General features: G+C 59.5%; 22 protein-coding genes. 13 read left to right on the top strand and 9 right to left on the bottom strand.

Annotated features, from left to right (window positions below):
- The first annotated feature begins 162 nt into the window (after nucleotides 1–162).
- Nucleotides 163–1,293 carry a patatin-like phospholipase family protein gene (locus JF539_RS02680; protein ID WP_207138807.1) on the top strand — a complete coding sequence of 377 codons (1,131 nt, stop codon included), beginning with the start codon at nucleotides 163–165 and terminating at the stop codon, nucleotides 1,291–1,293.
- 34 nt (nucleotides 1,294–1,327) lie between these two features.
- Entirely contained in the window at nucleotides 1,328–2,245 is a 918-nt protein-coding gene (locus JF539_RS02675; protein WP_207138806.1) for an alpha/beta fold hydrolase, read from the top strand.
- A gap of 151 nt (nucleotides 2,246–2,396) precedes the next feature.
- On the opposite strand, the gene yghX is transcribed toward JF539_RS02675, so the two are convergent.
- Entirely contained in the window at nucleotides 2,397–3,284 is an 888-nt protein-coding gene (yghX, locus tag JF539_RS02670) for a YghX family hydrolase (protein WP_328809237.1), read from the bottom strand.
- Between the two features lie 179 nt (nucleotides 3,285–3,463).
- Nucleotides 3,464–4,549: a chorismate synthase gene (aroC, locus tag JF539_RS02665; RefSeq protein WP_207138804.1), complete on the bottom strand. Its 1,086-nt coding sequence runs from the start codon at nucleotides 4,547–4,549 to the stop codon at nucleotides 3,464–3,466.
- 343 nt (nucleotides 4,550–4,892) lie between these two features.
- Between aroC and JF539_RS02660 the strand changes: the two genes are divergently transcribed.
- Nucleotides 4,893–7,127, top strand: a complete 2,235-nt coding sequence (locus tag JF539_RS02660) for a putative bifunctional diguanylate cyclase/phosphodiesterase (protein ID WP_209016976.1) — start codon at nucleotides 4,893–4,895, stop codon at nucleotides 7,125–7,127.
- Between the two features lie 49 nt (nucleotides 7,128–7,176).
- On the opposite strand, the gene JF539_RS02655 is transcribed toward JF539_RS02660, so the two are convergent.
- The 3 genes from JF539_RS02655 to fabI form a co-directional block, all read right to left on the bottom strand.
- Complete coding sequence (locus JF539_RS02655; RefSeq protein WP_207138802.1) at nucleotides 7,177–8,349, bottom strand: DUF3095 family protein; 1,173 nt, start codon at nucleotides 8,347–8,349, stop codon at nucleotides 7,177–7,179.
- Nucleotides 8,350–8,542: 193 nt separating this feature from the next.
- Nucleotides 8,543–9,187, bottom strand: a complete 645-nt coding sequence (locus JF539_RS02650; protein WP_207138801.1) for a histidine phosphatase family protein — start codon at nucleotides 9,185–9,187, stop codon at nucleotides 8,543–8,545.
- Between the two features lie 94 nt (nucleotides 9,188–9,281).
- Nucleotides 9,282–10,100: an enoyl-ACP reductase FabI gene (fabI, locus tag JF539_RS02645; protein ID WP_207138800.1), complete on the bottom strand. Its 819-nt coding sequence runs from the start codon at nucleotides 10,098–10,100 to the stop codon at nucleotides 9,282–9,284.
- A gap of 170 nt (nucleotides 10,101–10,270) precedes the next feature.
- Here fabI and JF539_RS02640 point away from each other — a divergent pair, with 170 nt between their 5' ends.
- The 4 genes from JF539_RS02640 to JF539_RS02625 all read left to right on the top strand — a co-directional run bounded on the left by JF539_RS02640 (nucleotide 10,271) and on the right by JF539_RS02625 (nucleotide 16,804).
- Nucleotides 10,271–11,683 (top strand): FAD-binding oxidoreductase, encoded by a 1,413-nt coding sequence (locus tag JF539_RS02640; protein ID WP_207138799.1) that lies wholly within the window; start codon nucleotides 10,271–10,273, stop codon nucleotides 11,681–11,683.
- A 928-nt stretch (nucleotides 11,684–12,611) separates the two neighbouring features.
- On the top strand, nucleotides 12,612–14,075 hold the full coding sequence (gene dnaA / locus JF539_RS02635; protein ID WP_207138798.1) for a chromosomal replication initiator protein DnaA: 1,464 nt from the start codon (nucleotides 12,612–12,614) through the stop codon (nucleotides 14,073–14,075).
- A gap of 341 nt (nucleotides 14,076–14,416) precedes the next feature.
- Nucleotides 14,417–14,848: a glyoxalase superfamily protein gene (locus tag JF539_RS02630; protein ID WP_207138797.1), complete on the top strand. Its 432-nt coding sequence runs from the start codon at nucleotides 14,417–14,419 to the stop codon at nucleotides 14,846–14,848.
- Nucleotides 14,849–14,995: 147 nt separating this feature from the next.
- Nucleotides 14,996–16,804 (top strand): caspase family protein, encoded by a 1,809-nt coding sequence (locus tag JF539_RS02625; protein ID WP_207138796.1) that lies wholly within the window; start codon nucleotides 14,996–14,998, stop codon nucleotides 16,802–16,804.
- Nucleotides 16,805–16,814: 10 nt separating this feature from the next.
- On the opposite strand, the gene JF539_RS02620 is transcribed toward JF539_RS02625, so the two are convergent.
- Entirely contained in the window at nucleotides 16,815–17,675 is an 861-nt protein-coding gene (locus JF539_RS02620; RefSeq protein WP_207138795.1) for a methyltransferase, read from the bottom strand.
- A 313-nt stretch (nucleotides 17,676–17,988) separates the two neighbouring features.
- On the opposite strand from JF539_RS02620, the gene JF539_RS02615 reads away from it, so the two are divergent.
- Nucleotides 17,989–19,467 (top strand): methyl-accepting chemotaxis protein, encoded by a 1,479-nt coding sequence (locus JF539_RS02615; RefSeq protein ID WP_207138794.1) that lies wholly within the window; start codon nucleotides 17,989–17,991, stop codon nucleotides 19,465–19,467.
- Between the two features lie 93 nt (nucleotides 19,468–19,560).
- Here JF539_RS02615 and JF539_RS02610 read toward each other — a convergent pair whose 3' ends face one another.
- Both JF539_RS02610 and JF539_RS02605 read right to left on the bottom strand, forming a co-directional pair.
- A complete protein-coding gene (locus JF539_RS02610; RefSeq protein WP_207138793.1) occupies nucleotides 19,561–20,316 on the bottom strand; it encodes an SOS response-associated peptidase in 756 nt (251 codons plus the stop codon).
- Nucleotides 20,317–20,369: 53 nt separating this feature from the next.
- The gene (locus tag JF539_RS02605; RefSeq protein ID WP_207138792.1) at nucleotides 20,370–21,212 is read right to left on the bottom strand and encodes a universal stress protein; all 843 of its coding nucleotides are present in this window, start codon (nucleotides 21,210–21,212) and stop codon (nucleotides 20,370–20,372) included.
- Nucleotides 21,213–21,438: 226 nt separating this feature from the next.
- Here JF539_RS02605 and JF539_RS02600 point away from each other — a divergent pair, with 226 nt between their 5' ends.
- The 4 genes from JF539_RS02600 (at nucleotide 21,439) to JF539_RS02585 (ending at nucleotide 23,475) form a co-directional block, all read left to right on the top strand.
- Nucleotides 21,439–21,930: a hypothetical protein gene (locus JF539_RS02600; RefSeq protein WP_207138791.1), complete on the top strand. Its 492-nt coding sequence runs from the start codon at nucleotides 21,439–21,441 to the stop codon at nucleotides 21,928–21,930.
- Between the two features lie 45 nt (nucleotides 21,931–21,975).
- Nucleotides 21,976–22,398: an NUDIX hydrolase gene (locus tag JF539_RS02595; protein WP_207138790.1), complete on the top strand. Its 423-nt coding sequence runs from the start codon at nucleotides 21,976–21,978 to the stop codon at nucleotides 22,396–22,398.
- A gap of 129 nt (nucleotides 22,399–22,527) precedes the next feature.
- Nucleotides 22,528–23,013 carry a TIGR02301 family protein gene (locus tag JF539_RS02590; protein ID WP_209016975.1) on the top strand — a complete coding sequence of 162 codons (486 nt, stop codon included), beginning with the start codon at nucleotides 22,528–22,530 and terminating at the stop codon, nucleotides 23,011–23,013.
- A 189-nt stretch (nucleotides 23,014–23,202) separates the two neighbouring features.
- Nucleotides 23,203–23,475: a hypothetical protein gene (locus JF539_RS02585; RefSeq protein ID WP_006933467.1), complete on the top strand. Its 273-nt coding sequence runs from the start codon at nucleotides 23,203–23,205 to the stop codon at nucleotides 23,473–23,475.
- Between the two features lie 96 nt (nucleotides 23,476–23,571).
- Here the strand turns inward: JF539_RS02585 and JF539_RS02580 are convergent, their stop codons facing one another.
- The gene (locus JF539_RS02580; RefSeq protein WP_207138789.1) at nucleotides 23,572–24,210 is read right to left on the bottom strand and encodes a LysE family translocator; all 639 of its coding nucleotides are present in this window, start codon (nucleotides 24,208–24,210) and stop codon (nucleotides 23,572–23,574) included.
- 219 nt (nucleotides 24,211–24,429) lie between these two features.
- Here JF539_RS02580 and JF539_RS02575 point away from each other — a divergent pair, with 219 nt between their 5' ends.
- Entirely contained in the window at nucleotides 24,430–25,074 is a 645-nt protein-coding gene (locus tag JF539_RS02575) for a hypothetical protein (protein WP_207138788.1), read from the top strand.
- Nucleotides 25,075–25,137: the final 63 nt, after the last annotated feature.

The following is a 25,137-nucleotide window of genomic DNA, read 5'->3' as shown; positions in this document are numbered from 1 at the left end:
GAAATAAAAATTGCAAGATACTGCCACCAACTCTGCCGGCAGAACGCATTACCCGATATTTACCCTGCCTCTTAAGAGGACCTCCATCAAAGTACGTCATTGTTCAGCCAGAAAATGCGCCGGAAAAACCAAATGCGGTGCGACCAACAAAATGGGGCGACAATGCAAGGCAACACGAAACCAGTCGGCCTGGTCCTGCAAGGGGGCGGAGCACTCGGCGCTTACGAAGCCGGCGCGATCAAGAAGATCTATGAAAAGGGGTACCGCCCGGAAATTCTCACGGGGACTTCAATCGGCGCGTTCAATGCCGCGGTTCTAGCAGCCCCGAAATACGGTGAAGCGCATGAAACGTTACAGGACATGTGGGACTATCTCGGACACGAGCACCCCTTCCCGCTGTTTCAGCAGTACAACACGGCCTACACAAGCCTGGGGCATCCGCGCTTTTTCAAGCTAAACGACACGTTTTTCGGTATGCTCCCCAAACCGAGCATCTACAACATCTCGCCCGCGCTCGAAACGATGCAACTCTTCATCGACTTCGATCGGCTGAACGCGCCGGAAACGCCGACGCTGGTTGTCACCGCGACCAATGTCGCGACCGGCGACATCGAACGGTTTTCCAACCGCACCCATACGCTCCGGCCCGAACACATCATGGCCTCAGGCGCATTGCCGCCGAGCTTTCCGCCGATAGAAATCGACGGCGAGCACTATTGGGACGGCGGGATCTACGACAACACCCCGATTCAGTCGCTTGTACGCATTCTGAATGACCACGAAACCGAGCACCTGCCGATCTTCGTGATCGAACTCTTCAGTGCGCTCGGCGATCTCCCCAAGGATCTCAACCAGTCCGTCGACCGGATGACGGAACTTGTTTACGAAAACAAGTTCTGGAAGACCTTCGAAGGTCAGGACGAGGCCTGCGAATTCGCCAACATGCTCTGGGATCTCTATCAGGACCTTCCCGAAGACTCGCCCGTGCGGCAACGTCCGGCTTTTCACCGCCTCATGCGCCTGCGCGCGATTTCGAACATTTTCACGATTCCGGCCAAGCGTGCGGCGCTGCGAAGCGTGATAGACTTCAGTCCCGGCACGATCAGCAAACGTTTCGACGCCGGTTACAGCGCAGCAGGCGATGCGCTGGACGCCGACGAGTTTCAGATCAATCACATTATCGACAACCGCCAGCCGGAGGAGATCTGTCCCGAGGGGCGGGAGACAAACGTCAAAAACTTTCCGGCACGCGGCACGGACCACACGGCGCCGGCCCGCAGAAAAGCCTCTTGATCGAGCAGTCAACGTTTTCGGAAAGCCTGACGCCATGAATGTTGCAGTCGAAATCAAATACGATTCCGGGAAGTACAGGCCCGAGGCTTTTGAAACGTCCGACGGACTGCTGCTGACCTATCGGGTCTACGGGAGAAAGGTTCCCGGCAAACCGGTCATTCTGGCCCTGCCGGGCCTGACGCGAAATGTTCGCGATCTCGACCCGGCGGCCGCAATGCTTGCCGACACCTACCGGATCTATACGCTCAACCTGCGCGGCCGCGACACCTCGGCCCACGACCCGGACTATTCCAACTACAACACCACGGTCTATATCCGCGACATTTACGAGTTCTGGAACCATGTTGGCGAAGGCCCGGTCGTCCTGCTCGGGACCTCGCTCGGCGCGCTGCTCGCCATGCTCATGGCCGAGGACCATCCGGACATGCTGGCCGGTATTGTGCTCAACGATCTGGGCGCGACCATCGAGGCCGAGGGCCTTGCCCGAATTTTCGGCTATGCCGGCAAGCTGCCGGACGAGCCCGACCTGTCACGGATCATCGCAACCCTGAAAGATCATGTCGGGTCCCAGTATCCCGGTCTGGGCGACGCAGACTACGAGCGCATGGCGGTTTCCATGTACGGCCTGAAGGACGGCAAGTGGCATCATCGCTATGACGACAATCTCGCCAGGGCTCTTATGGAAAACCGGGAAGCGCCGCGCGACCTCTGGGCGGCCCATCAGAAAGCCGCCGACATGAATCTGCCGATCCTGTCCATCCGCGGCGTTCTTTCCGACGTGACCGCAAGGGCCACGATCGAAGTCATGCGAAAGATGGCACCAAAGATGCAGGCGGTGGAGATCGAGGATCGCGGCCATTGCCCGCTCCTGAACGAACCGGCTTCGCAGAAAGCCATCGGCGACTTCATGGAAAGCCTTCCTGCTCTCCAAGGTTCAAAGCAACCCACCTGACGGTTCATTCCGGTTGCCCGGCATGGCGGATTGCGTAGGTCGGCGCTGCGGGCGCCCGAACCACGCGGCACTGTCCAGAGACATGAAAACGTCCCGGCTCAAAGGCCGGGACGGTAAGTCCGATCCTCTTCGGCCGGGACTTTCGCGGCGCCTACTTCAGGTTTTCCTTGAAGAATTCGATCGTGCGCTCCTCGGCGAGCTTCGCCGCTTCCTCGTCGAAACGCGGTGTGGTGTCGTTGTGGAAACCATGGTTCACACCCGGATACATGTGCATCACGTAGTCAATGTTGTTTTCCTTCAGGGCCTTCTCATAGGCTGGCCACCCCGCGTTGATGCGTTCGTCCAGTTCCGCATTTTGGACCATCAGCTTTGCCTCGATTTTCGAGACGTCCTCGGGACTTGGCTGGCGGCCGTAAAAGGGCACGCCCGCGGCAAGTTCCGGATAGGCAACAGCTATCGCATTGACAACGCCACCGCCGTAGCAGAAGCCGACCGCACCGACCTTTCCGGTCGAGTCCTCATGTTTGAGCAGAAATTCGAAGGCGGCGAAGAAATCGTTCATCAGCTTGGTGCTGTCCACCGTACGCTGCAGTTCGCGGCCCTTGTCATCGTTTCCCGGATAGCCGCCCACAACGGTCAATCCGTCCGGCGCCAGCACCAGGAAGCCGGCCTTGCCGAGACGGCGAGCGACGTCCTCGATGTACGGATTCAAACCGCGGTTTTCGTGCACGACCAGAACGGCAGGCAGCTTTCCGGCCGCTCCGGCAGGCTTGACCAGATATCCGTTGACCTTTCCGTGACCGTTCGGCGACGGATAGGTGATCCGCTGCGTTTCAATCGCCGCGTCATCGGGAGCGACCTGCTGAGCCAGGGCGTAATTGGGCGACAACTGATCGAGCAGCATTGCCGCGGACACGCCCGCAACCGCAAATTTCGCCGCCCCGTTCAAAAACTCGCGCTTGGTGATCTTGCCATGGGCGTAAAAGTCATAAAGGTCGAGTAATTCCTGCGGAAAGTCCTTGGCAGTCATCCGGCGCACCGGTGTCATTTCGTTCATATCCACGCTCCCAGAAAAGTCCAGACATCATTACTGTCGGAAAACTAGTCTGTTACCGGCCCAATTCCATGATCCGCGAACGAGAAAAGTGTAACGAGTTGTAACCCACAGTAGCAGCCAGGGAAGGCTGCCGGACGGTTGCGCCGGAACGGCTTGCGATCCTATCCGATCTGCCCCCGGTGACGCAGGAAATGGTCGGCCAGCACGCAGGCCATCATGGCTTCGCCTACCGGAACCGCCCGAATGCCGACACAAGGATCGTGACGGCCTTTCGTCATTACGTCGACTTCCTCGCCCTGGCGGGTGATCGACCTGCGTTCGGTCAGGATCGAGGAGGTCGGTTTGACCGCGAAGCGGACGACCAGGGGATCGCCGTTCGAAATTCCGCCCAGAATGCCGCCGGCGTTGTTGCTCAGGAAGAGAGGCCGGCCGTCCTCGCCGATGCGGATTTCATCCGCGTTGTCCTCACCCGTCAGGGCGGCCGCCTCGAATCCGTTGCCGATCTCGACCCCCTTGACCGCGTTGATCGACATCATCGCCGCGGCAAGATCGGTATCCAGCTTACCGTAAATGGGAGCTCCCCATCCCGCAGGAACCCCTTCCGCGACCACTTCGATGACGGCGCCGACCGAGGAACCGGCCTTGCGGACCCCGTCGAGATACTCCGCCCAGAATTCCGCAGCCTTGGCATCGGGGCAAAAGAAGGCATTGTTGTCGACTTCCGCCCAATCCCAGTTGCCCCGGTCGATCCCGTGAGGGCCGACCTGGACGAGCGCACCGCGGATGGTCACACCCTGAAGCACTTTGCGGGCGACAGCTCCGGCCGCGACACGCATCGCGGTTTCCCGTGCCGAGGACCGGCCGCCGCCGCGATAGTCGCGGATACCGTATTTGGCATCATAGGTGAAATCGGCGTGGCCGGGACGGAACCGGTCCTTGATCTGCGAATAGTCCTTTGAACGCTGATCGGTGTTTTCCACCAGCAGCGAAATCGGCGTGCCGGTCGTTTTCTGAACCCCGTCGTCGTCTTCCATGACGCCGGACAGGATCTTCACTTCGTCCGCTTCCCTGCGCTGGGTCGTGAAACGGGACTGTCCGGGCTTGCGCTTTTCCATGAAGCCCTGAATGTCGGCTTCGGTCAGCGGTATCAGCGGCGGGCAGCCATCGACGACACATCCGATTGCCGGACCGTGACTTTCCCCCCAGGTCGTAACCCGAAACAAGTGACCGAAACTGTTGTGCGACATGAACGGCTTCCGAACCCAAATTTTCTCAGTGTCAGGCGCCGAGCGATACGCCAGAAAGGCGGCAAGCTCAAGCCCTGCGGCCCGCGGCCGACCCCGGCCATACCACTATGGCCCCCATCCCACCAAGCCGAATGCCCGGTGGAGACCCGCGAATAACGGTTTCCTAACCATCGACCTGTTTCAAGGTGGGAATTTTCCATGTAAAAAATGACTATATTTCAGTAATTTACAGCCAGAGTTTGCCAATCTTTAAACCTCTGTCGCTATCCAACGTTGTAGTGGGCGAATATTCACGAGGCAAATTTTGCACATCAGAGGCTGGTTAAGGGGTCTGATCGTTTTCTTGCTGGCACCAAGCCTGCTTTTCGCCTCGCTATGGTTCACCAGCAAGTTTGAAAACGTGCGTGCCATCGACCGGAGCCTCGCTGGCCTGCATCTGGTTCAGTCGCTGGGACCGCTGATGCAGGAAAAAGCCCTCACCGGCGACGTTCGAAGCAGTTCGAATTTTCTTCGCGAGAACCTCAAGGAATTCGGCGGCCCTCAAAGATCCGCCGAGCTGACCGCAGGTCTCGATGCTTTTTTGCAGGAAGGAAACATTCCGGACGCCCTCCGGAAAGCCCAGACACTGGCCACTTCGATCTCGCAGCTTGCAAAACTGGACACCTCGGCCTCTTTCGAAACGTCGATGTTTTCGCACCTGATCAACAAGGTGTTGCTGTCCGTAGTCATTGAATCTTCCTTCATGGCCAGCAGCGCCGAAATGCTGATGGACCGAAAAGCGATCAACACCTGGGACAAGATGCTGATCACCGTCCAGGGAGGCCAGTTCAAGTTCGCCGCCGATGGCGCCGCCAGGGGAACGACCGAAAGTTTCAGGCAGCTCGCCGGTGCTGGTGCCGACGCCTTGAGGCGGAAAGCCCTGGTATACAGGGACACCAACCAGGCCTACCAGAAAGAAGGGGCGAAGCTGCTCACATCGACGCTGGCTGCCGATACGGGAGCGGACATTGTCGCCAAACCCGTCATTGAAACTCAGCCGGAGCTGGTTCGCGCGACATTCGCCCTGTGGCAGACCGCCTTGGACTATTTCGATCAGGATCTGCAGCACCAGCGCGCGCAAACGCTGTTCACGGTGGCGCTTGCCGGGCTCGTCGGAGGCCTGATCATCGTCGCCGCGTTCGCCATCGCAATCTACTTGAGCCGCGCCCTGGCCGACCGAACCCAAAAAGAATTCGAGAGCCTCGGTTTTCACGACCCCCTGACCGGCTTGCCCAACCGGCGTGCGCTCCTGAAAACCATCAGGGCCCTGCCCAAAGCCGATGGCCCCCTGAGAACAGGCCTCCTTGTGATCGACTTGCGCCAGTTCAAGAAGATCAACGACCGGTTCGGCGATCACAACGGCGATTCGATCCTGAGGGACGTGGCATCGAACTTGAGCCAGTTCGCGGAGCCCGAGGATTTTCTGAGCCGGACGGGAGGCACGGAGTTCATGCTTCTGCGACCGAAGCTGGTCAATGGCGGCGCATTCGAAACGCTGGCCAACAGGATCATCCACGGGCTCGGCAAGGAGCGTGTTCTGGAAGGTCAGAAAACCGCTCTTGAGGCGAATGCCGGACTGTTCATAAGCCAGCCGGGCGACCCGGTAAGCGATCAGATCCTGGTCGACGCCGCCCTGGCCTTGCGCTCCTCGAAGCAAAAAGGGCCGATGAAATGCGATGTCTTCACAAATGACATGCGCGAGACGTTCGAAAAGAACGGCGCCCTAACCAAGGAGCTGCTCAAGGCGCTCTCGGAGGGGGACATCAAACCCTGGTTCCAGCCCCAGATCGACATTCATACCGGAGAGGTTGTCGGGGCAGAGGCGTTGGCCCGATGGATCGATCACAACGGCATCCGCTACCCCGGCTCCTTCCTGCCCGCCGCCGACGAAGCGGGCTACATGGAACTGATCGAAAAGGTCGTCCGCGCCAAAACGCTCAAACTCGCAGCGGAGCTCAACGGCAAGACCCGCCGGCGGGTGCATCTGGCCCTCAATATGTCCACCGGGTTCCTGGCGAACGACGCGGCGGTGGATGCCCTGCACCTGGAGGTCAAGGCAGCGGGTCTGAAGCCTTCGGATATCAGTCTTGAAATCCTGGAAGCGGTCATGATCGACGAGACCGCCGCGGAACCGATCAAGAGAAACATCGTTCGCCTGGCCGAGCTGGGCTTTTATATCGAACTCGACGATTTCGGCACCGGTCACTCGAGCATCTCCAGCCTCCGGGACCTGCAGGTGCACAGGGTGAAAATCGACCGCAGCTTCATTTCCGGCGTCGACACCGATCCGGGCCTGCAGAAATTCACCAGCGCGCTGATTCGCCTCGCCAAGAGCCTGGATATTCATGTTCTCGCCGAAGGCGTTGAAACCGAGGGCGAACTGGAATGGCTGAAACAGAACGGCTGCGACGTGATCCAGGGGTTTCTGATTTCAAAAGCGGTTCCGGAAGAGCAACTGGCGGCCATGATCCTTCAGCGCAATTTCAGTCCGCGGGCAAGAGTTTCCACGCCACTCAAATTGCTGACGACCGGGTCTTGAGCGGCTTCACGACGTCCCGTTTCGGGGCTTGAGCGCTGCGGCCCCGTTTTCAGACCGTCTCCCGCGAAGCCGCCAGCCGTTTCTTGAAATCGGCAGCCGCAACCGAAAAACCGCCGTCCGCGCCGTCGACGAAATGAATATGGTGCCCCTTGCCGATGTCCTCGACAAAGCAGGTCATGAGCGCCTGGTTCGAAACGTGCATCCCGTAGACCGCATCCCCCTCGGCAAAGGCCGACGAGAGAATGCCTTCCAGGGCCGAAAGCTGTTCGGTCGTCAGGTCCAGCACAAGTTGCAGGCTGTCTCCGACCTTCCGGTGATCGGTGTTGGCGCTGAGCTCCTTGAAGTAATGTTTCGGATCGAACGGTCCGACGCGCCGGCCGGTCGCATAGCCATATAAAAAGAAGAGCGCTTCGATCAGACCTTTGCGCCAGCCGCGCAGCCGGTCGCGCGCGAAGACCAGCCGGACCTCCCGGCCAAGTCCGGAAGGGGGAAACCGGAACCGCAGGCGCCGGCGGTCCGCCAATTCGGTCCTGCTGTCTTCCGACAACGGATCGAAGCCCACTTCCTGCGCAATCTGCGTCATGATCGCCGGCAGGGATCTCCGGCCGGCGGGCGCGACGATAAGGGAAACAATATGTCCGTTCACGGCCGGCAGAGGTTCCCACCGGCAGGACAACCCTTCCAGAGGCGGCAGCGAGCTGTCGTCTTCCTCGATGCGAAACGGTCCCGACAGATCCGGGTCTTTCAGGATCCGGTCCGCGATGGCGAGCCCGTTTCCCAGGATCATCGCCAGATGATTTCCGGGGCTGAGCCGGTATTTGCGCAACCTGACGTCTCCGCCCAATTCCCGCAGGCGGGTCACCGGGATGGCTGCAACCCTGAGCTCAAGCTCCGTCACCTGCCGCGCCAGTCCGGCGACGCCCGCCAACGCCTCACGTCCGGCGTCGACATCCTGCGCCGATACCACGAGCATGGCACCGTCGCCGCCGAAAACGAAAGGGACGCGGTCCCTGCCCAGCCGATTGACGACGGCCGCGATGACGGCCGCCCCCACCAGGTTGACGTCCTTGTACCGCCCGGCAGCAACCGCCTCATGCGAACGGACAATGTCCGCCGCGAGAACGAACCAGTCGTCCGGAACGGGTCTGTAATCCTCAAGGTCCCCAACGTCGCTGAAATCCGAGAAACTGGGCAAATCGCTGTAAAAATTGTCTGACCGCATGATCCGCGTCCCCAATCCGCTGTCCTCAGGCCGCTGTCCTCAGGCGCTGCACGATGAGAACCGGACAAACATTGTGCTCCCCGGGGACAGATACGCGGCGCAGACCCGATCCGATCACGGGCGGCGCTCTAAACCTAGTTTCTGTGACAGACCCGACGGCAGTCATCGGAGGTTCAGGCAGCGCCCCCCAAGATCAGACTTCCTCGAACCGGCGGTTTCTCCAGACGAAGACCCTGTCCTGGGGCACGGCCAGTTTGGGTATGTTCTCCGTTTCCAGCTCCTCAAGCAGCCCGCGCAATACACGGAACACACCGCCGTGAGAGACGACGACGGTTGGCCGAGCGACAGTCTGGAGCCAACCGCCGATCCGGACCGAAAGCCGCTCGTAGCTTTCTCCTTGCGGATAAAGAAACCGCCATTTGTCGGCGCGCCGCTGGCGGACCAGCTCCGCGTGCACTTCCGCCAGTTCCTCCAGCGTGAAGCCTTCCCAGGCACCGAAGGTGATTTCCTTCAATTGGCCGTCGAGACGATACGCTGCCGGGTCCAACTTCATTGTATTGCGGAGCAACTCCATGGTCTTGCGGGTCCGCGTCAGCGGAGAAGAAACGAAATCAAAGCTTTCCGGGTCGAGCCCTTCCCTATCGAAGAAGGCCTTCAACCGCTCCCCGTTTCCGGAGGCCTGGCCCTCGCCGACCGAATTGAGCGGAATGTCGCGCTGCCCCTGCATCCGGCCTTCGGCATTCCAGTCCGTCTGACCGTGGCGAATGAAGATCAGCAAGTCCGGATCCGGTGCTCCCGGTTTGGAGGGAGTGTCCGGGGCAGGTTGAAGGGGCGTCATGCGGTTGTCCTGAAAAAACAAAGCTCCGGCCTTAACAGCCGGAGCGCGTTTCTGATGCGAAGTGCCAGCGGCCGAACGGCGGCCACTGAACCGATTAGTCCTTGACGACGGAGATATCCGGCGCATCGACGGCCTTCATGCCGACGATGTTGTAGCCGCAGTCGACATGCTGGATTTCACCGGTCACGCCGCGGCCGAGGTCGGAGAGAAGAAACAGGGCGCTGTCGCCGACTTCCTCGATCGTCACGGAGCGGCGCAAGGGAGCGTTGTGCTCGTTCCATTTCAGGATGTAGCGGAAGTCACCGATGCCGGAAGCCGCCAGCGTCTTGATCGGGCCGGCCGAAATCGCGTTCACGCGAATGTTCTGCGGACCCAGGTCCATGGCGAGATACTTCACGCTGGTTTCCAGCGCGGCCTTGGCGACACCCATGACATTATAGTGCGGCATGACCTTTTCAGCGCCGTAATACGTCAGGGTCAGAATGGAACCGCCGTCGGTCATCAGCTTTTCGGCGCGCTGTGTCACCGCCGTCAGCGAATAGCAGGAGATATCCATGGTACGGGCGAAGTTGTCCGACGAGGTGTCGACGAAGCGGCCGGTCAGTTCCGACTTGTCGGAAAAGGCAACGGCATGAACCAGAAAATCGATCTTGCCCCACTTTTCTTCAAGGGCCTTGAAGACCGCGTCGATCGACGCACCGTCGGTCACGTCGCAATGTCCGGCAACAAGGGCGCCCAGTTGTTCGGCAAGCGGTTCGACACGCTTTTTCAAGGCGTCGCCCTGGTAGGTGAGAGCCAGTTCGGCTCCGGCGTCGGCCAGCGCTTTGGCAATGCCCCAGGCAATCGATTTGTTGTTTGCCACGCCCATGATCAGGCCGCGTTTGCCGTTCATCAATCCGCGCGTTTCCGCCATCGTCTTCTCCGATAAGGATTCCACTACCACCCGAGCGGGCTGGCTTCCTATGGCATAAGGGGGGTATTCCTTCAAGTGACACAGCGTTGGAATGAAACGTCGACGTCAGCGAAATCTGAGACTATGTTGACGCCCGATTTTCCCAGTCAAACCTCACGAGGACCTCGCTCATGGCGCGCACGCCCCACGCCGACCGCTTTGCTGAAATGATCGGTGCAGCGAATGTTTTAACCAGCCCGGAAGACCAGGCTCCGTATCTGACCGAGTGGCGAGATCTTTATACGGGCGTCACTCCGATGGTGCTGCGCCCGGGCAGTACGGAAGAAGTCAGCGCCCTCGTGACTTATGCCTATGAACACGACCTCAAGATCGTGCCCCAAGGCGGCAACACCGGCCTTGTCGGCGGGCAAATTCCGCAGGAAACCGGGGATGAGATCGTCCTGTCCCTGTCGCGCATGAACAAGGTCCGCTCCGTCGACCCGGCCGGTTTCACCATGGTCGTGGAGGCCGGTACGATCCTCGAGACGCTTCATGAAGAGGCCGAAAAAGCCGACAGGCTGTTCCCCCTGTCGCTCGGCGCGCAGGGCTCGTGCCAGATCGGCGGCAACATCTCCACCAATGCCGGCGGCACTGCCGTACTGGCCTATGGCAACACGCGCGATCTGGTTCTGGGCCTTGAAGTGGTGCTGCCGACAGGAGAGATCTGGAACGGTCTCAGAACCCTTCGCAAGGACAACACCGGTTATGATTTGAAACAATTATTTATCGGCGCGGAGGGCACTTTGGGCATCGTCACCGCCGCCGCGCTCAAACTTTTCCCCAAGCCGAAAAAACTCGAAGCCGCGTTCATCGGTCTGCCGGATCCGCATGCGGCTCTCAAGCTGTTCACACTCGCCAAGGCGCAGGCCGGTCCTGTCCTGACCGGGTTCGAGATCATGCCCCGGGTCGGTGTCGAATTCTGCATCAGGCACCTCGACGGCGTGCGCGACCCGCTTGAAGCGGAACATCCCTGGTATGTGCTTATGGAACTGTCGAGCGGGTCGGAAGCCTTTCCGGTCCGCGATCTGATGGAGAGCGTTCTCGGAGAAGCCTTCGAAGAGGGGCTCGTCGAGGACGCCGCCTTTGCCCAGAACCTGAGCCAGGTCCACGACTTCTGGCACATCCGCCACAGCATGTCGGAAGTACAAAGAGAGGAAGGCGGTTCCATCAAGCACGACGTTTCCGTTCCGGTCGCCTCCATTCCGGACTTCCTGGACAAGGCGATCGCCGCCGTCGGCGCCTTTGTGCCGGGGTGCCGCCCGGTTCCCTTCGGCCATATCGGCGACGGCAACATTCATTTCAACGTCAGCCAGCCGATCGGCGCGGACAAGGAAGCCTATCTGGAGAAATGGGACGAGATGAACGCCATCGTGCACGGCATCGTTCACGACTTCGGCGGCAGCATTTCGGCCGAACACGGCATCGGCCGGTTGAAGCGCGACCTGTTGAAGGAAGTGAAGCCTCCACTGGAGCTTGACCTTATGAAGCGGATCAAGACCGTTCTGGACCCCAAGGGACTTTTGAACCCGGGGCGCGTGCTTTAATGCCAAAAGCAATTCACGAAAACCCGGCCTCCGGTGGGTCTTCGCGATTGGTATGAAGCCCTTGCGCAGCCCGGCCCGGCGGTTACTCCGCCGGGTGCGGTTTGGGACAAACGCATGTGGATGAGAAGTATTCCCACGTTAATACTGACATATGCTTGGAAGGTCTTTTAACTCAGACGGCCGCAACGCCGCTGCCCTCTGTTCAAGGCCCCTTCCAGAGTTGCCCGCGTCTACGGATCTTTCTGGAGAAGCGGCCGGCCGAAGCATCTGTCCGAAAATGATACACTATTGATCCAAAAGCGTTTCCCGGCGCGGTATCAAACTCCTGCCTATTTGCCTTTCGACCTTCCGGAGCGATTCCTCTCCTGCTGAAGTCTACTCTGTCCGGATACTCTCGGGCTGGCGGAAACGTCCGGCCGGACAACCGGCAAAGCACCCACCTTGTAAAAAATGACCTGAATTTCAAGGGATTGAGCGAAACTTCCTTTCGGGATTCCGCAATATTCTGATCGATCTTTTGAAAACCGACAGAAACTTTCCTCACAAGTTAATATTTTATTAAATTTGCTTTCATGCCGGATGGCATTGGTGAAAGGCTATCGAACGGACTACAGAGCAAGGACTTGACGAGTGGGTCCGGCAACGGGGGGACTGTAAGAATGCATAGGTAATTTAGTCACTAAATGCGCCATTTATCTACAAAAATTACTATATGTTTCATCTATGACCTCATAAAAATAAGCTATTTGAAAGTATGGTAAGTAAAAGGTTAATGATAAACATAGGCGCCAATAAGCCTTCCGGTCACAGCCCCATCAAGGAATTCAAGACCGGAAAAAAGCAACGGGTGGCGAAGGCGGAAAAATCGCGGCCCTAAGACAGTGCACGGGGGGAACGGGTCCAAGCGTTCCCTCACATGGAGGCCACTATGCAAGTTCAAGACTTGGCATGTTCGGAGCAATGGAATCGTGTAAAAAAAGAACTGAGAAACGAACTCGGTGATGATGTTTTTTCCAATTGGTTCGGAAGAGTAAACCACGAAGAGACCACCGGAGACGCGGTACGCCTGTCTGTACCGACGCGCTTCCTGAAAAACTGGATTCAGAGCAATTACGAGAAACAGCTCGTCGGGCTCTGGAAGCGTGAACAGGGTGAGATCAACCGTATCGAACTGACCGTCCGCGGCGCGCTGAGACCTCGTCAGATCAGCACGACGCAACCTCCCAAGGCCATCGCCGCGCGCCGGATCAGTGGGCGCCCGGCCCCATTTGGCAGTCCTTCGCAATTCGGCTCAACGGCCAACACCACGGCCATTCCCTGCCTGGCGGATATGGGCGAACATGCTGCCGCGGACTTTCTGAACGGCGCCGGCCTCAATCCGAAACTCACCTTCGACACCTTTGCCGAAGGCGCCTCGAACAGCCTCGCCTGCGCCGCGGTCCGGCAGATGGCGGTCGGCCACGAAGGCACGCTGGACATGCTGTTCATCCATTCCACCACCGGGATCGGAAAAACGCATCTCTTGCAGGCGGCCGCGTCCGAAGCCCGCAAAACAGGCCGCCAGGTGGCGTATCTTTCGGCCGAGTTCTTCATGTACCACCTTGTTCCCGCGTTGCGCACCCCGGCCTTTCCGGTTCTGCGCCAGGCCATGAAGTCGATCGACCTGCTTCTGGTGGACGATCTTCAGTTCCTGCACGGAAAACAGGCTCAGGACGAATTCGGCAAGACGCTTGAGATGCTGATGGAAGCGCCGTCTCAGATCATCATGGCGGCCGACCGGACACCCGGCGAACTTGGAACGCTCAGCCCCCGCATCCAGCAGCGGATCGAAACCGGTCAGGTTGTCGCGATACAGGCCACGGACTATGCCCTGCGCCACGACATCCTGAGGAAACGCATCGCTTCGGCGCGCAGGACCCATCCCGGCTTTTCCGTACCCGACGACGTTACGGATTACATCGCGCGCTACGTTGTCGCCTCGGCCCGCGATCTCGAAGGCGCCCTGAACCGGCTGTTCGCGCACAATCAGCTCACGAAGCAGCCTGTGACCATGGATCTTGCGGAAAAGACGCTGCACGATCTCGTGCGCATCGGCGAACCCCGTTCCATCAAGGTGGAGGAAATCCAGCAGGTCGTGTGCAAGCACTTCAGCGTCACCAAGGCGGATCTGCTGTCCTCCTGCCGGGCCCGCACACTCGTACGTCCGCGCCAGATCGCGATGTATATCGCCAAGGTGGTGACCGGACGGTCCCTGCCGGAAATCGGCCGCCGGTTCGGCAACCGCGATCACACGACGGTTCTGCACGCGGTGCGCAAGATCGAAGACATGGCCAACAAGGACAAGGCATTGGCTCAGGAGATCGAACTCCTGAAACGCCTGATCCACACCTGATCCCCCCTGTCTCCTGATTTCAGGAGACTGAACGAAGAGCGGTTTCGGGTACGCCCGCAACCGCACCACCGCCGGCGGTGCAGTCTGCCGGTGTCACATCTAACCTCCCTCACCTTAAAGCCGCGCAAGCGGCTTTTTTTTCGCCGGTTGACAGGGCCCGTTCCCCCGCCTATGCACGTGTCCGGTTTGAGGGAACCGGCCGCCCGCGGCGCGAGCCTTGGTGAATACCCTCCCGCGACACAGGCTCGCGGTTCAGGATCGCCCTTCACAAGGTTGTGCAGGCTGATGGCAATGCGGGCCCCATTCACATTGCCTGCCTTTCCTGGAAAGGTGTTCCGACGATGCTTCCAAGCGTTGCCGATCTCAAAGCCCAAGCGAAGCGTCTGCGCTCGACGCTCGCGGCTGACGGACATTCCCTCACTCACGCCCAGTCCCTTGAGCTACTTGCCCGACAGCACGGTTTCAGGGACTGGAACACCGCCTGCGCGGCGGCGGCTCCCGCAAACGCCCTTGTCCTTGCACTCGATGACCGGGTGACCGGGACTTATCTGAAGCAACCGTTTTCCGGGCGGGTCCATGGCGTTTCCAGTCACGGTCAGTCCGGGCAGCTTCGCGTGACCCTTGCCTTCGATGAGCCCGTCGATGTGGTCACCCACGACAGTTTTTCCTCATTTCGAAGCAGGGTCACCTGCGTCATCGGGCCGGACGGCCTTTCGCCCGCCAAAACCTCGGACGGCGAACCGCATCTGAGACTGAGGCCTGAGGGAAAATAGCGGCTGAAAACCGCTCCGCCTGAAATTCGGCATCGATCGGTTCAATCCCGGCAAGACGTGTTCTAGAGTGTTCAGGACTTGCCGGGACCGGCTGTCGGGCGCCCGAACGGGGCGATGCCCGCAGAGGGTCCGGCCACGGGGGCTGAGATGAACCAACGCGGAGCCTGTTCCACTCATTATCTGAGGGTAAGCGTCTTTTGCGCGCTTCTCCTGGTGACGCTTGCAAGCATGGCGCTTGTCGAGGCGCGCGCGGCGGTCATGCCCGGCGGCAACAGCGGCTGGCTGGTGGTCGCGAGCCGCCCGGACCCGAACGCGGCAATCACGGTGGCGCGCAATTTCGCCAATCGCTTTCCGCAAACCACGGTCTTTCAGTCGAACAACGGCTGGTACGCGGTGACCCTTGGCTGGATGCCCCAGCCTGCGGGCAATGCCTACAAAAGCAGGCTGCTTTCGTCCGGAGCCATTCCCGGCGACAGCTACTTCCATAACGGCGAACGTTTCCAAACCGCGATCTGGTCGGCCACCGGCGCGACGGGCGGCGCCTCCCAATCTCTTTTCGCCGTGACCGCGATCTCCGACACGGCAGGGTCCGCACCACGCCTTCCAGATACACGGCAAAGTGCGTCGCAAGGCTATGTGACGAACCTCGATCCTCGCGGCGACAACTACCTTTCGCTCCGCACCGGCCCCAGTTCCCGGTACCGGGAGATCGCGCGCATGGGACCAAACACGCGGCTGACCATTCTCGGGCGCAACGGTTCCTGGCTCAATGTCGCGCTGAGCGACGGGCGGTCCGGCTGGGCGCACAGCCGATACGTCGCGACGCTCCCGGACTTCGCCTCCCCAGCGCCGCCTTCCGTCACGCCACCGCCAGTTTTTTCGCCCTCGCCCCCCGTCACGAGCCAGCCTCCCGCGACTGCGCCGACATCCGCCAAACGGTCGATCACTCCGCCAAGAGCTGGTGTGGTCGGCGATCTCAGCGGCAGCGGCGATGATTTCCTGGCTCTGCGGTCCGGCGCCGGTACAAACCATGGCGAGATCGCCAGGCTCCTGGAAGGCACGGATGTCACGATGCTGGCGCAGCAAGGCGCCTGGTTCGAGATCGAACTTTCCAACGGCATGCGCGGATGGGCCTATGGACGGTATCTGGAGGCGGCAAAAGCGGTTTCGCCGGGGGGCCAGTCTGTCGGAAAAGACCAGGCGGCCACCCCGCCCCAGACATCGCCCAATCTGCCGGACTTGACGGCGCTGCCCCAGGGCAAGCGTGTTGCCCTGGTGATCGGCAACTCCGCCTATGAAAACACCACGCCGCTGCCCAATCCGAAAAACGACGCCACCAGACTGATGGAGTCCCTGAAACGTCTCGGCTTTACCGTTGTTCTGGGGCTCGACCAGAGCAAGGCGGCCATGGAAAGCACCGTCCGCTCCTTTGTCCGCAACATTCAGGACGCCGATGTGGCGCTGTTCTTTTATGCCGGACACGCCATGCAGCTCGACGGACGGAATTTCCTGATCCCGACAGATGCCAGGCTGGAAGACGCAACCGCCGTCGATTTCGAGACCATCGAACTTGCGACCATACTCAACTACATGAATGCGCCCGGCCGGCTCTCCATCGCCCTGCTGGACGCCTGCCGCGACAATCCGCTTTCCCGCCGGTTCCGAAATTTCACCCGCAGTTCCGCGGGACGCGGGCTCGCCGCCCCCCAGGCAGGTGACGGCAATATCCTGATCGGATACGCGACGGCGCCGGGAGAAGTCGCTCTCGACGGCGAGGGCGACAACAGCCCGTTCACGGAGGCGCTGCTCAAGCATATCGAAACGCCCGATCTCGAAATCGAAATCATGATGAAACGGGTCAAGGCGGATGTTTACTCCACGACCCGAGGCTCGCAGTCCCCGTGGCATAATTCCGCGCTGCGCCGCGAATTCTATTTTCTCAAGAAAGGGTCCTGACGGCTGCCGCTCAGCGCAAGCGGGCCATCACCAGATGCCCCGGAACCGGCTCCCCCTCTTCAAGGCGCACGGTAATCGGATCCATGGCAAGAACATCGAATCCGGCCGCTTCCAGCGAAGAAAGGATATAGGCCTCGCTCTGGCCATAGCGGTTGTGCGGGCCGACCATGTAGGGCCTGCCCCGGAGCAAATCTTCGCCCAGGGTTTCGGTCGAAAACGCCAGACAACCGCCGGGCGTCAAGCGGTCCGCCGCTCCGCTCAGGAACGGCTCGACCGCTCCGAGATAGGGAAAGACGTCGGTCGCCGCGATGAGGTCCCAAACCGGGCGGCTGCCGTCGTCCTCTTCAAATTCCTGCAGAAACTCCACCGCCTCGCCGACGTAAAGCGCGTCATAGACCTCCCGGTCGAAGGCGAGTTCGACGATGCGTTCCGACAGGTCGACACCCGTGCGCTGCGCGGTGCAATCGGCAAGCGCCGCACCGGTCAGCCCCGTCCCGCAGCCGAGATCCAGCAGCCGTTCGAAGGGGCCGAGGCCAAGGCGGCCAATCAGATCGCGGACCAGCAGCGGCACGCAATACCCGAGTTCGTCAACCAGGATTTCATCGAAGACATCCGCGTGCTGATCGAAAAGCGTGGCCACATAGGCATCCGGCATTTTCGGCGGCGCCCGGTCCGCGCCTATGGCTGCGAGCCGGATGCTGACACCGCCGGTGTCGTCCGGATCGAGCGTGAGCGCTTCGCGAAACGCGGCTTCGGCACCCGTGAAATCGCCCGCCTTCTGCAACTGAAGACCGCGATTATAGGCTTCCGCAAGAGCTTCGTTTTCTTCCGTCTCTTCAACGTCGGAGGGGTTGCCGTCCTCGTCGTTCATTTCATGATTCCGTTCCGGCTGGCGACACTGCCTGTCCACTTATAGGCATCGGCGGAAAGATGCAAAAAACGTCCAGAATGCCAGCGCGCAAGGTCGTAAGTAATAACGCGTAAAATATACTTACAGTGGTATTTCTGCTCTTAAAACTCATATTTTTACTGAATTATAATTACGAGAAAACGCTCTTAACTCGCACACAAGAATCATATCACAGATTATCTCGTATAATTTACTTATTTCGGTCTCCTAAAGTAATTCTCCTTTAACTCACCCCACGTAATTTCCGCGCAGAGGTGCTTTGAAGGAGCAGGGAATGTTTCGGATTTTGAACAACGCCAGTCAGGCGACGTTGGATGCGTTCAGCCAGTCACAGGCAATGATCGAGTTTAAACCTGATGGAACAATCCTCACGGCGAACCGGAACTTCCTTGATGCGATGGGATATCAACTCGATGAAATTCAAGGCGAGCACCACAGGATGTTCGTGGATCCGGAGCACGCAAGAAGCGAAGAATACAAACAGTTCTGGCGCAATCTCAATGCTGGAAAATTCCAATCCGCGGAATTCCTGCGCTTCGGCAAAGGTGGCAAGGAAGTCTGGATTCAGGCTTCTTACAACCCGGTATTCAATTCCGCCGGACAGATGACGAAGGTGGTCAAGATTGCCACTGACATCACGGAACAGAAAACGCGCATTTCCGATCTGGAAGGTCAGCTCGCCGCGATCAACAAGTCACAGGCCGTCATTCATTTTGATCTCGATGGAAATATCCTCGAGGCAAATGAGAACTTTCTTTCCGCAATGGGCTACACATCAGAGGAAGTCGTGGGCAAGCATCACAGCATGTTTGTGGAGCCTGAGGTTAAGTCCAGCCAGGAATACCGCCGCTTTTGGGACGAGCTTGCCGCCGGCAAGTTTCAGTCCGACGAGTTCAAGCGCATAGGAAAAGGCGGGAAGGAAGTCTGGATTCAGGCGACATACAATCCAATCATGGATGCCACCGGGCGTCCGTTCAAGGTCGTGAAGTTCGCGACCGACAGGACTGCGCAGGTCATGGAGCGCCATCGCAGAGCAGAGGTGCAGAAGAGAATTGACACGGACCTGACAGAGATAGCCAACGCGATTTCAGAGACGACCGAGCAGGCGACCAGTTCCGCTTCCGCGTCGGAACAAACGTCCTCGAGTGTCCAGACGGTAGCCGCCGCGACCGAGGAATTGGTGGCGTCCATTCAGGAAATCAGCCGTCAGGTCCAAACGGCGCTCAGCGTTTCCCAGGAAGCAGCGGGTGAAGCGGAACGGTCCGGCAAAATAATGACAGGGCTCTCGGAGGATGCAAAGACAATCGGCTCTGTTATTGAGCTAATCAATGGTATTGCAGATCAAACCAATCTCTTGGCCCTTAACGCAACGATCGAGGCGGCGCGGGCAGGAGAAGCAGGCAAGGGTTTTGCCGTGGTTGCCTCCGAGGTGAAGAACCTGGCATCACAAACCAGCAAGGCGACAGAAGAAATCTCCAGTCAGATCGGTACGATGCAAGAGACAACAGGACAGGCCGTGGCGGCAATCGAAGCCATCATGGCCGTGATCACCAACATCGGCGACATCGCCTCCAGTATCGCATCGGCCGTCGAGGAACAGACAGCGGTTACCAACGATATTTCCTCCAACATGCAATCTGCAGCAGAAGGAGTAGATCTGATCACCACGAACATGCAGTCGATCTCCTCCGCAACGGCTCAAATCAACGCTGCGACGCAGAATGTGAAAGAGGCGTCGCAAACCCTGATGTGATGCTCTCCGGCACGCGGCATCCCGGCTTCGCCGGAGGGACATGGGTCGAGCGCCTGCGTCAGAGCACTCGCGCCCCTGTGCAAAGGACCTGGCTCAAAACAGGTCAAGCTGGCTGGTGTCCTCCCGGTCTCTCCCGGTTTCCTTCGGCGTGGCGCGGCCGTCATGCCGGAGAACGAGTTCGTCCGGGTCGGCCGGCCGCTGTACATCCGGGTCGTCGTTGACGACCTTGTTCACGCGTGTGGACACCGGCGTCGCCACCAGGAAATCGTCTTCCACCGGCTGAAGCAGCTTCATGGCTTCGCGTCTGTCGACATTTGCCGTGTCGAGCCAGTCGTCGAAAGCGTCGGGTTTCAGAATGACCGGCATCCGGTGGTGGATCTCCGACATCATCCGGTTGGACTGCATGGTCAAGATGGCGCCGGTGTCGATATCGCCGCCATCCGGGTCGCACCAGGTGTCCCACAGGCCGGCAAAGGCCAGGATGTCGCCATCGGCTGGATGTATCCAGAAAGGCTGCTTGCCGTCCGGTGTCCGCCGCCATTCATAAAAGCCGGAGGCCGGGACAAGACACCGGTGATGGCGTACCGCTGCCCGAAACGAAGGCTTTTCGGCCGCGGTCTCCGCCCTCGCATTGATCAGGAGCGTGAAGCTCGAGGGGTCCTTGACCCATGAGGGAATGAGACCCCAGCGGACAAGGTGGAACCGCCGCTGGCCGTGGTCCCGCCGCACGATTGCGAGAGGCTGGGTCGGCGCGATGTTGAAGCGGGGTGGAAAATTCGGCCGGTCGATATAGCCGAAAAATGTCCGAACCGCGTCCGGCGGTGTGGTGAGGGCCAGGCGTCCGCACATGCGCTTTTCTCCTTCACTCGCTCCGGCATCGGCTGATGCGGAGGTCCGTACCGTCAGTGCGAAAGCAGCAGCGGCACGGTGCTTCGCTCAAGCATTTCCCGCGTCGTGCCTCCGAGAATATTCTGCCTAAGTCTGGAATGGCCATAGGCCCCCATCACGAGAAGGCCGGCACCAAGTTCGCGAACGGTGTCAGCAAGGGCTTCGGACACGGGCCGGCCGGCGGAGGCGACATCCTGAACCGTGACCTCGAGATCGTGACGGGCCAGGACGGTCGCAATGTCGCTGCCCGGATCCTCGCCATGGTCGTTGTCGCCGACCACCGGATCGACCACCAGGATGGTGGTGTTCCGCGCCATGGCCAGAAATGGCAGCGCGTCCGAAATCGCTCGGGCTGCCTCGCGCCGGGCGTTCCAGGCAATCGCGACGTTTTCGCCGAAACCGCCGGGCTTGACGTCTCTTGGAACGTAGAGGATGGGCCTGCCGGAATCGAACAGGGCCCCATCAATCATGTTCTTCTCAAGCGCCGTCAGTTCCAGATCCAGAGTCCGCAGAACAAGCGCAAGATCGCAATAGATCGCATGTCGTGCAACCAGATCATCCTCACGGGTGCCGGACGCAAGGCCGGACCGCACGTCGAAGGCAATTCCTTCCCGCTGCAGCCTTTCCTCCACCCTTGTCGTCATCGCTGCCAGTTCCGTCTTGCGCTCGTCGCATTCCCGCGTCCAGATTTCCAGATAGCCCTGACCACCGTAACCGTAGAACGGAAGATCCGGAACTTCGCCCATGATCAGCAGGGTCAGATGCGCATCGCAGGTCCGGGCGATGGAGATGGCCTTTTCCACATTCTCGAGAGCGCCCTGCAGCTCCGTGATCGCTAGAATTGACTTGATGGACATCCGGACATCTCCCTTCAGCTCGCGGCTTGTTTTTGTTAACGCGATCAATATCCCCCCGAATGCGACACGACAACAAGCTGCAGGAGAATACTTCTGGCAGGCAAGATGGAAATGCAGAAGCGGGACTTTTTCAAGCTGACTTCGAGTTAGGCAATTGGAAACAAAAAGGAAGTAGTGTGTCGTTAAGTCAATAACGGGGGTAGATATGGAATGTTTGGATCCAGTTTTGGGCGCCGGAGAACTGGCAGCCGACCGGCTGGAGCAGGCAAACATCAATCCCCACACCGGCCTGGCTACTGATTATCTCAATCATTTCAATGAAGTAATGATGCTTCTCGAAATGCTTCCGGCCATGCCGGACTGCGCCGAGGACGTCCTTGACTGGGAACCCCTGGACTACGAAGGCCACTTCGAGAACTCCACCTTCAAGGACAAGCAACTGGCCATCATGGCCTATCAAGCGGCACCGGTTGCCTTGAGAGAACATCTGGAACATCACGTTGCCAAGATCAACGGACTTGTCGGCCAGATCCAGACCCAGCTTCGATCCGCCCCTGACCCGGGACTGGTGGCCGCGGAGATCGCCGACAAGGCGACCCATGAGATCAAGCCGCTGATTTCGGGTGCGGGGGCCGTGATCCATGGCCATGTCGAACCGGAAGCGACCCAACACGAAGGCGACGCCGCTCAGGCGGAAATCGACGCCATGTTCGCGTAAACCGGGCGATCACCGGAAAGCGCCGGTCCTGTCTTCGAGGTGTCCATGTCCAGGTTCTATCCCGATGCGCCACGGGTCGGCGTCAGTGTTTTGTGTTACAGGGACGGCAAGGCGCTGCTGGTCCGGCGCGGCAGGGAACCGTTCAAAGGTCACTGGAGCCTTCCCGGAGGTCTGGTCGAACTCGGCGAGACCCTCGCCGAAGCGGCGGCACGGGAGCTTCTCGAGGAAACCGGCGTCACGGCCGATATCGGCACCCCGATGGAAACATTCGATTCCATCCAGCGCGACGCGGCCGGCAAGGTTGTCACCCATTTCGTGCTCACTGTTTTCTGCGGCCGCCATGTGCATGGCGACCCCAAGGCCGGCGACGACGCGGCCGCGCTCGACTGGGTACCGCTTGAGGATCTCGACGACCTGTTGACCACGCCCGGCACGGCGGCGCGCATCAGGCGGCTGCTGCCGCGGTGAAACGATGCTGCGCCACACCGGTGTGCGGACTGCCGTGAAGTGAAAAAATTCGGGTGTGAGCCACAAGCGCGGTTTCCGGCCCAGCGTGAGGTCAGCCACGACCGGGACGGCAGATCGAGTGAAGCAACGTTGCCGACAGCCTATTTCTGGGAACAGCCGGCCATAACCCTTGCAGGCGGACCGGCGCTTGCGCATGATCCGCTCATGAGTCGTCTGGGCCTGCATTTCTTCCTCCGCCGCGCGGCGGTCCTCCTGGTCTTCGGGCTGTCCTTTCAGGGGCAGGTTGTATGGGCCCAGGAAACGTCGCCGGACGAACCGCCGTTCGAGCAACAGCTCATGCGCCTGTCGGAGATCTTCGGCGCGCTTCATTTTCTGCGTCCCTTGTGCGGTGAGCAGGATTTCCCGAGCTGGCGCGACCGAATGGAGGATTTCCTGGACGCAGAAACCCTGGACGAGAACAGGCGGCGCCGGTTCATCGAACGGTTTAATCAGGGATATCGCGGCTTTTCAGTCGCTTACAGAGAGTGCACGGACGCTGCCCGTATCGCAATGGGACAGTATCTCGCCGAGGGCGAGACCATAATTGACGACGTGACAAGCCGTTACGGCAGATAAACTTGCGGATTTCCCCCAATCGTTACGAGTTGGTTAACCTTTTCAATCAAATTTGTGGGTGGCCGTTAAGTTTGCGTTCACGGTTACTTATCAGCGCGGTTCGCCGTGCTAGGATCAAATCATCAGATTCGGGGTAGGAGCACGCAAGAGTTGTTTCTCTGCGTGTATGGAATACCGGTAAGGAAGCGAATGATAAACGATGATTATGCCGACGCGGCAATGGAAGCAGAATTCGCCGAGGACGAGGACATCAGGCGCGCCGCTCTCGGATTTATTTCCGACGCCTGGGCGGAAGCGATCGCAAACGGTGTCGACGCGGATGCTGTTGCCCACGCCGCGATGTTCACCGCTCTTGCCGATCTTGTCGCAGCCTACGGGGAAGATGCCGTGGCAAAACTGGCGGAAGGGTTGCCGGACAGAATTCTGCAGGGCGATTACACGGTGAACCGGGTTCTCCAGTAGACCTCTGTTGCGCAGCATCCTGGAAAGGGCCGGCTTGTCCGGCCCTTGCGATTCCGGGCCTGTCCCGACGCCATCAGGTCGTCGGATTTCCGGGCTCTATCCGACCAGATCGAACGCGAGATCCAGGAAAATCAGACCCCCGAACAGAATCAGTACGCTCCCCGCGATGTGGTTGACCCGGTCCAGCCATTTGTCGTCTATCCGCGCCTTGTAGTGGGACACGACGAAAGAGACGAACATCCACCAGGAGACCGCGCCGCCGGCGACGCCTGAAACCATCACCAGCGCGCCGACATGATCGCCATGCGCGGGGCGAAGATCGCCCAGACTGCCGAAGATCGTCAGGAAGGCGAAAATCGCGCCGGGATTTGTGATGGCCATGAAAAAAGCCGCCGTCGCCTCGCCCCAGAACCCGTGTTTCGCGTCATCACCGTTCCTGTGAAGATGGGGGTGGGTGTTCCAGATCTTGAGGCCGAACACAAAAAGCAGGGCACCGCCCACGACTTCGATCATTCCCGCCCGGTTGTCGATGAAATTTGTGACGGCGGAGACGCCGAATATTGCGACCGCGGCAAAGATCGTATCTGCGACAACGGCTCCGAGACCGACATAGACTCCCTGTCGAAAGCCGCTGTGCACCGCATGCTGAATGGCCATGACATTGACCGGACCGACGGGAGCTGTAGTGAGTATGCCGACAAAATATCCGATCAGCGCATATTCAAAAAAAGTCACAGCCGGTCCTTTGTCTCAGGCCGTATAAGGATTTGCAGGAAGGCCCTGACCTCTGGTTCCGCACAAAAAAGCGCTTCCCCCTCGATACCCGCCCCTTGGCCATATGACAAGAATGGGAAATTCCGATCAAAGCCGTTTTCACCCTGACACGAATTGTTTAAGGAAAAGACTTGGGGCTGACAGGGCGAAACGACGGACCGAAATCGAATGGAGAACGTCATGGGCCGGGTATTCAAAACGGTGTTCCTGATCGCCTGCCTTGCCTCCGGCGCCGGTCAGGCCAAGACCGTTCAAACGGAGACAATTCCGATACTGCCGCAGGAAGCGCCGGGGACGGCGGCTGAACCGGACGGGGAAGCCGCGCAGCCCGAGACCGGTCAGGTCGCGCAGGACCAGGATGCGCCGCAGGTCTATTACAGCACCGAGATGCTGCCCAAACCCGTGGCACGGATGCATGCGCAACTGAAGGAAGCGGCGCTCATGGGCGACATGAGCCGGTTACGCATGGTGCTGGAAAGCAACGAATTGCCGCCCACCTTGTCCTTCGGCAAGATCGGCGACCCGATCGAGTTTCTGAAGGAGAGTTCGGGCGATGGCGAAGGCTTCGAAATTCTTGCCATCCTCGCGGATGTGCTCGATGCGGGCTTTGTCCATGTGGACGCCGGAACGCCGCAGGAAATGTATATCTGGCCCTATTTCGCCCATTACCCGCTCGACAGCCTGACCCCGGACCAGAAGGTCGAACTCTACCGCATCGTGACGGCTGGAGACTATGCGGAAATGAAAGACTTCGGCGCCTGGTCGTTCTACCGGGTAGGTATCGGTCCGGATGGAACCCTGCATTATTTCGTCGCCGGGGATTGAGATCGCATAACCGGAATGGGGACCTGCGTATCTTCGATACCTCAGGGAACCCCGGTTGCCGTC

The sequence above is a fragment of the Roseibium aggregatum genome, assembly GCF_017309185.1.
Lineage (GTDB): Bacteria > Pseudomonadota > Alphaproteobacteria > Rhizobiales > Stappiaceae > Roseibium > Roseibium aggregatum_B.
This window is presented reverse-complemented; position numbering and strand designations above follow the sequence as displayed.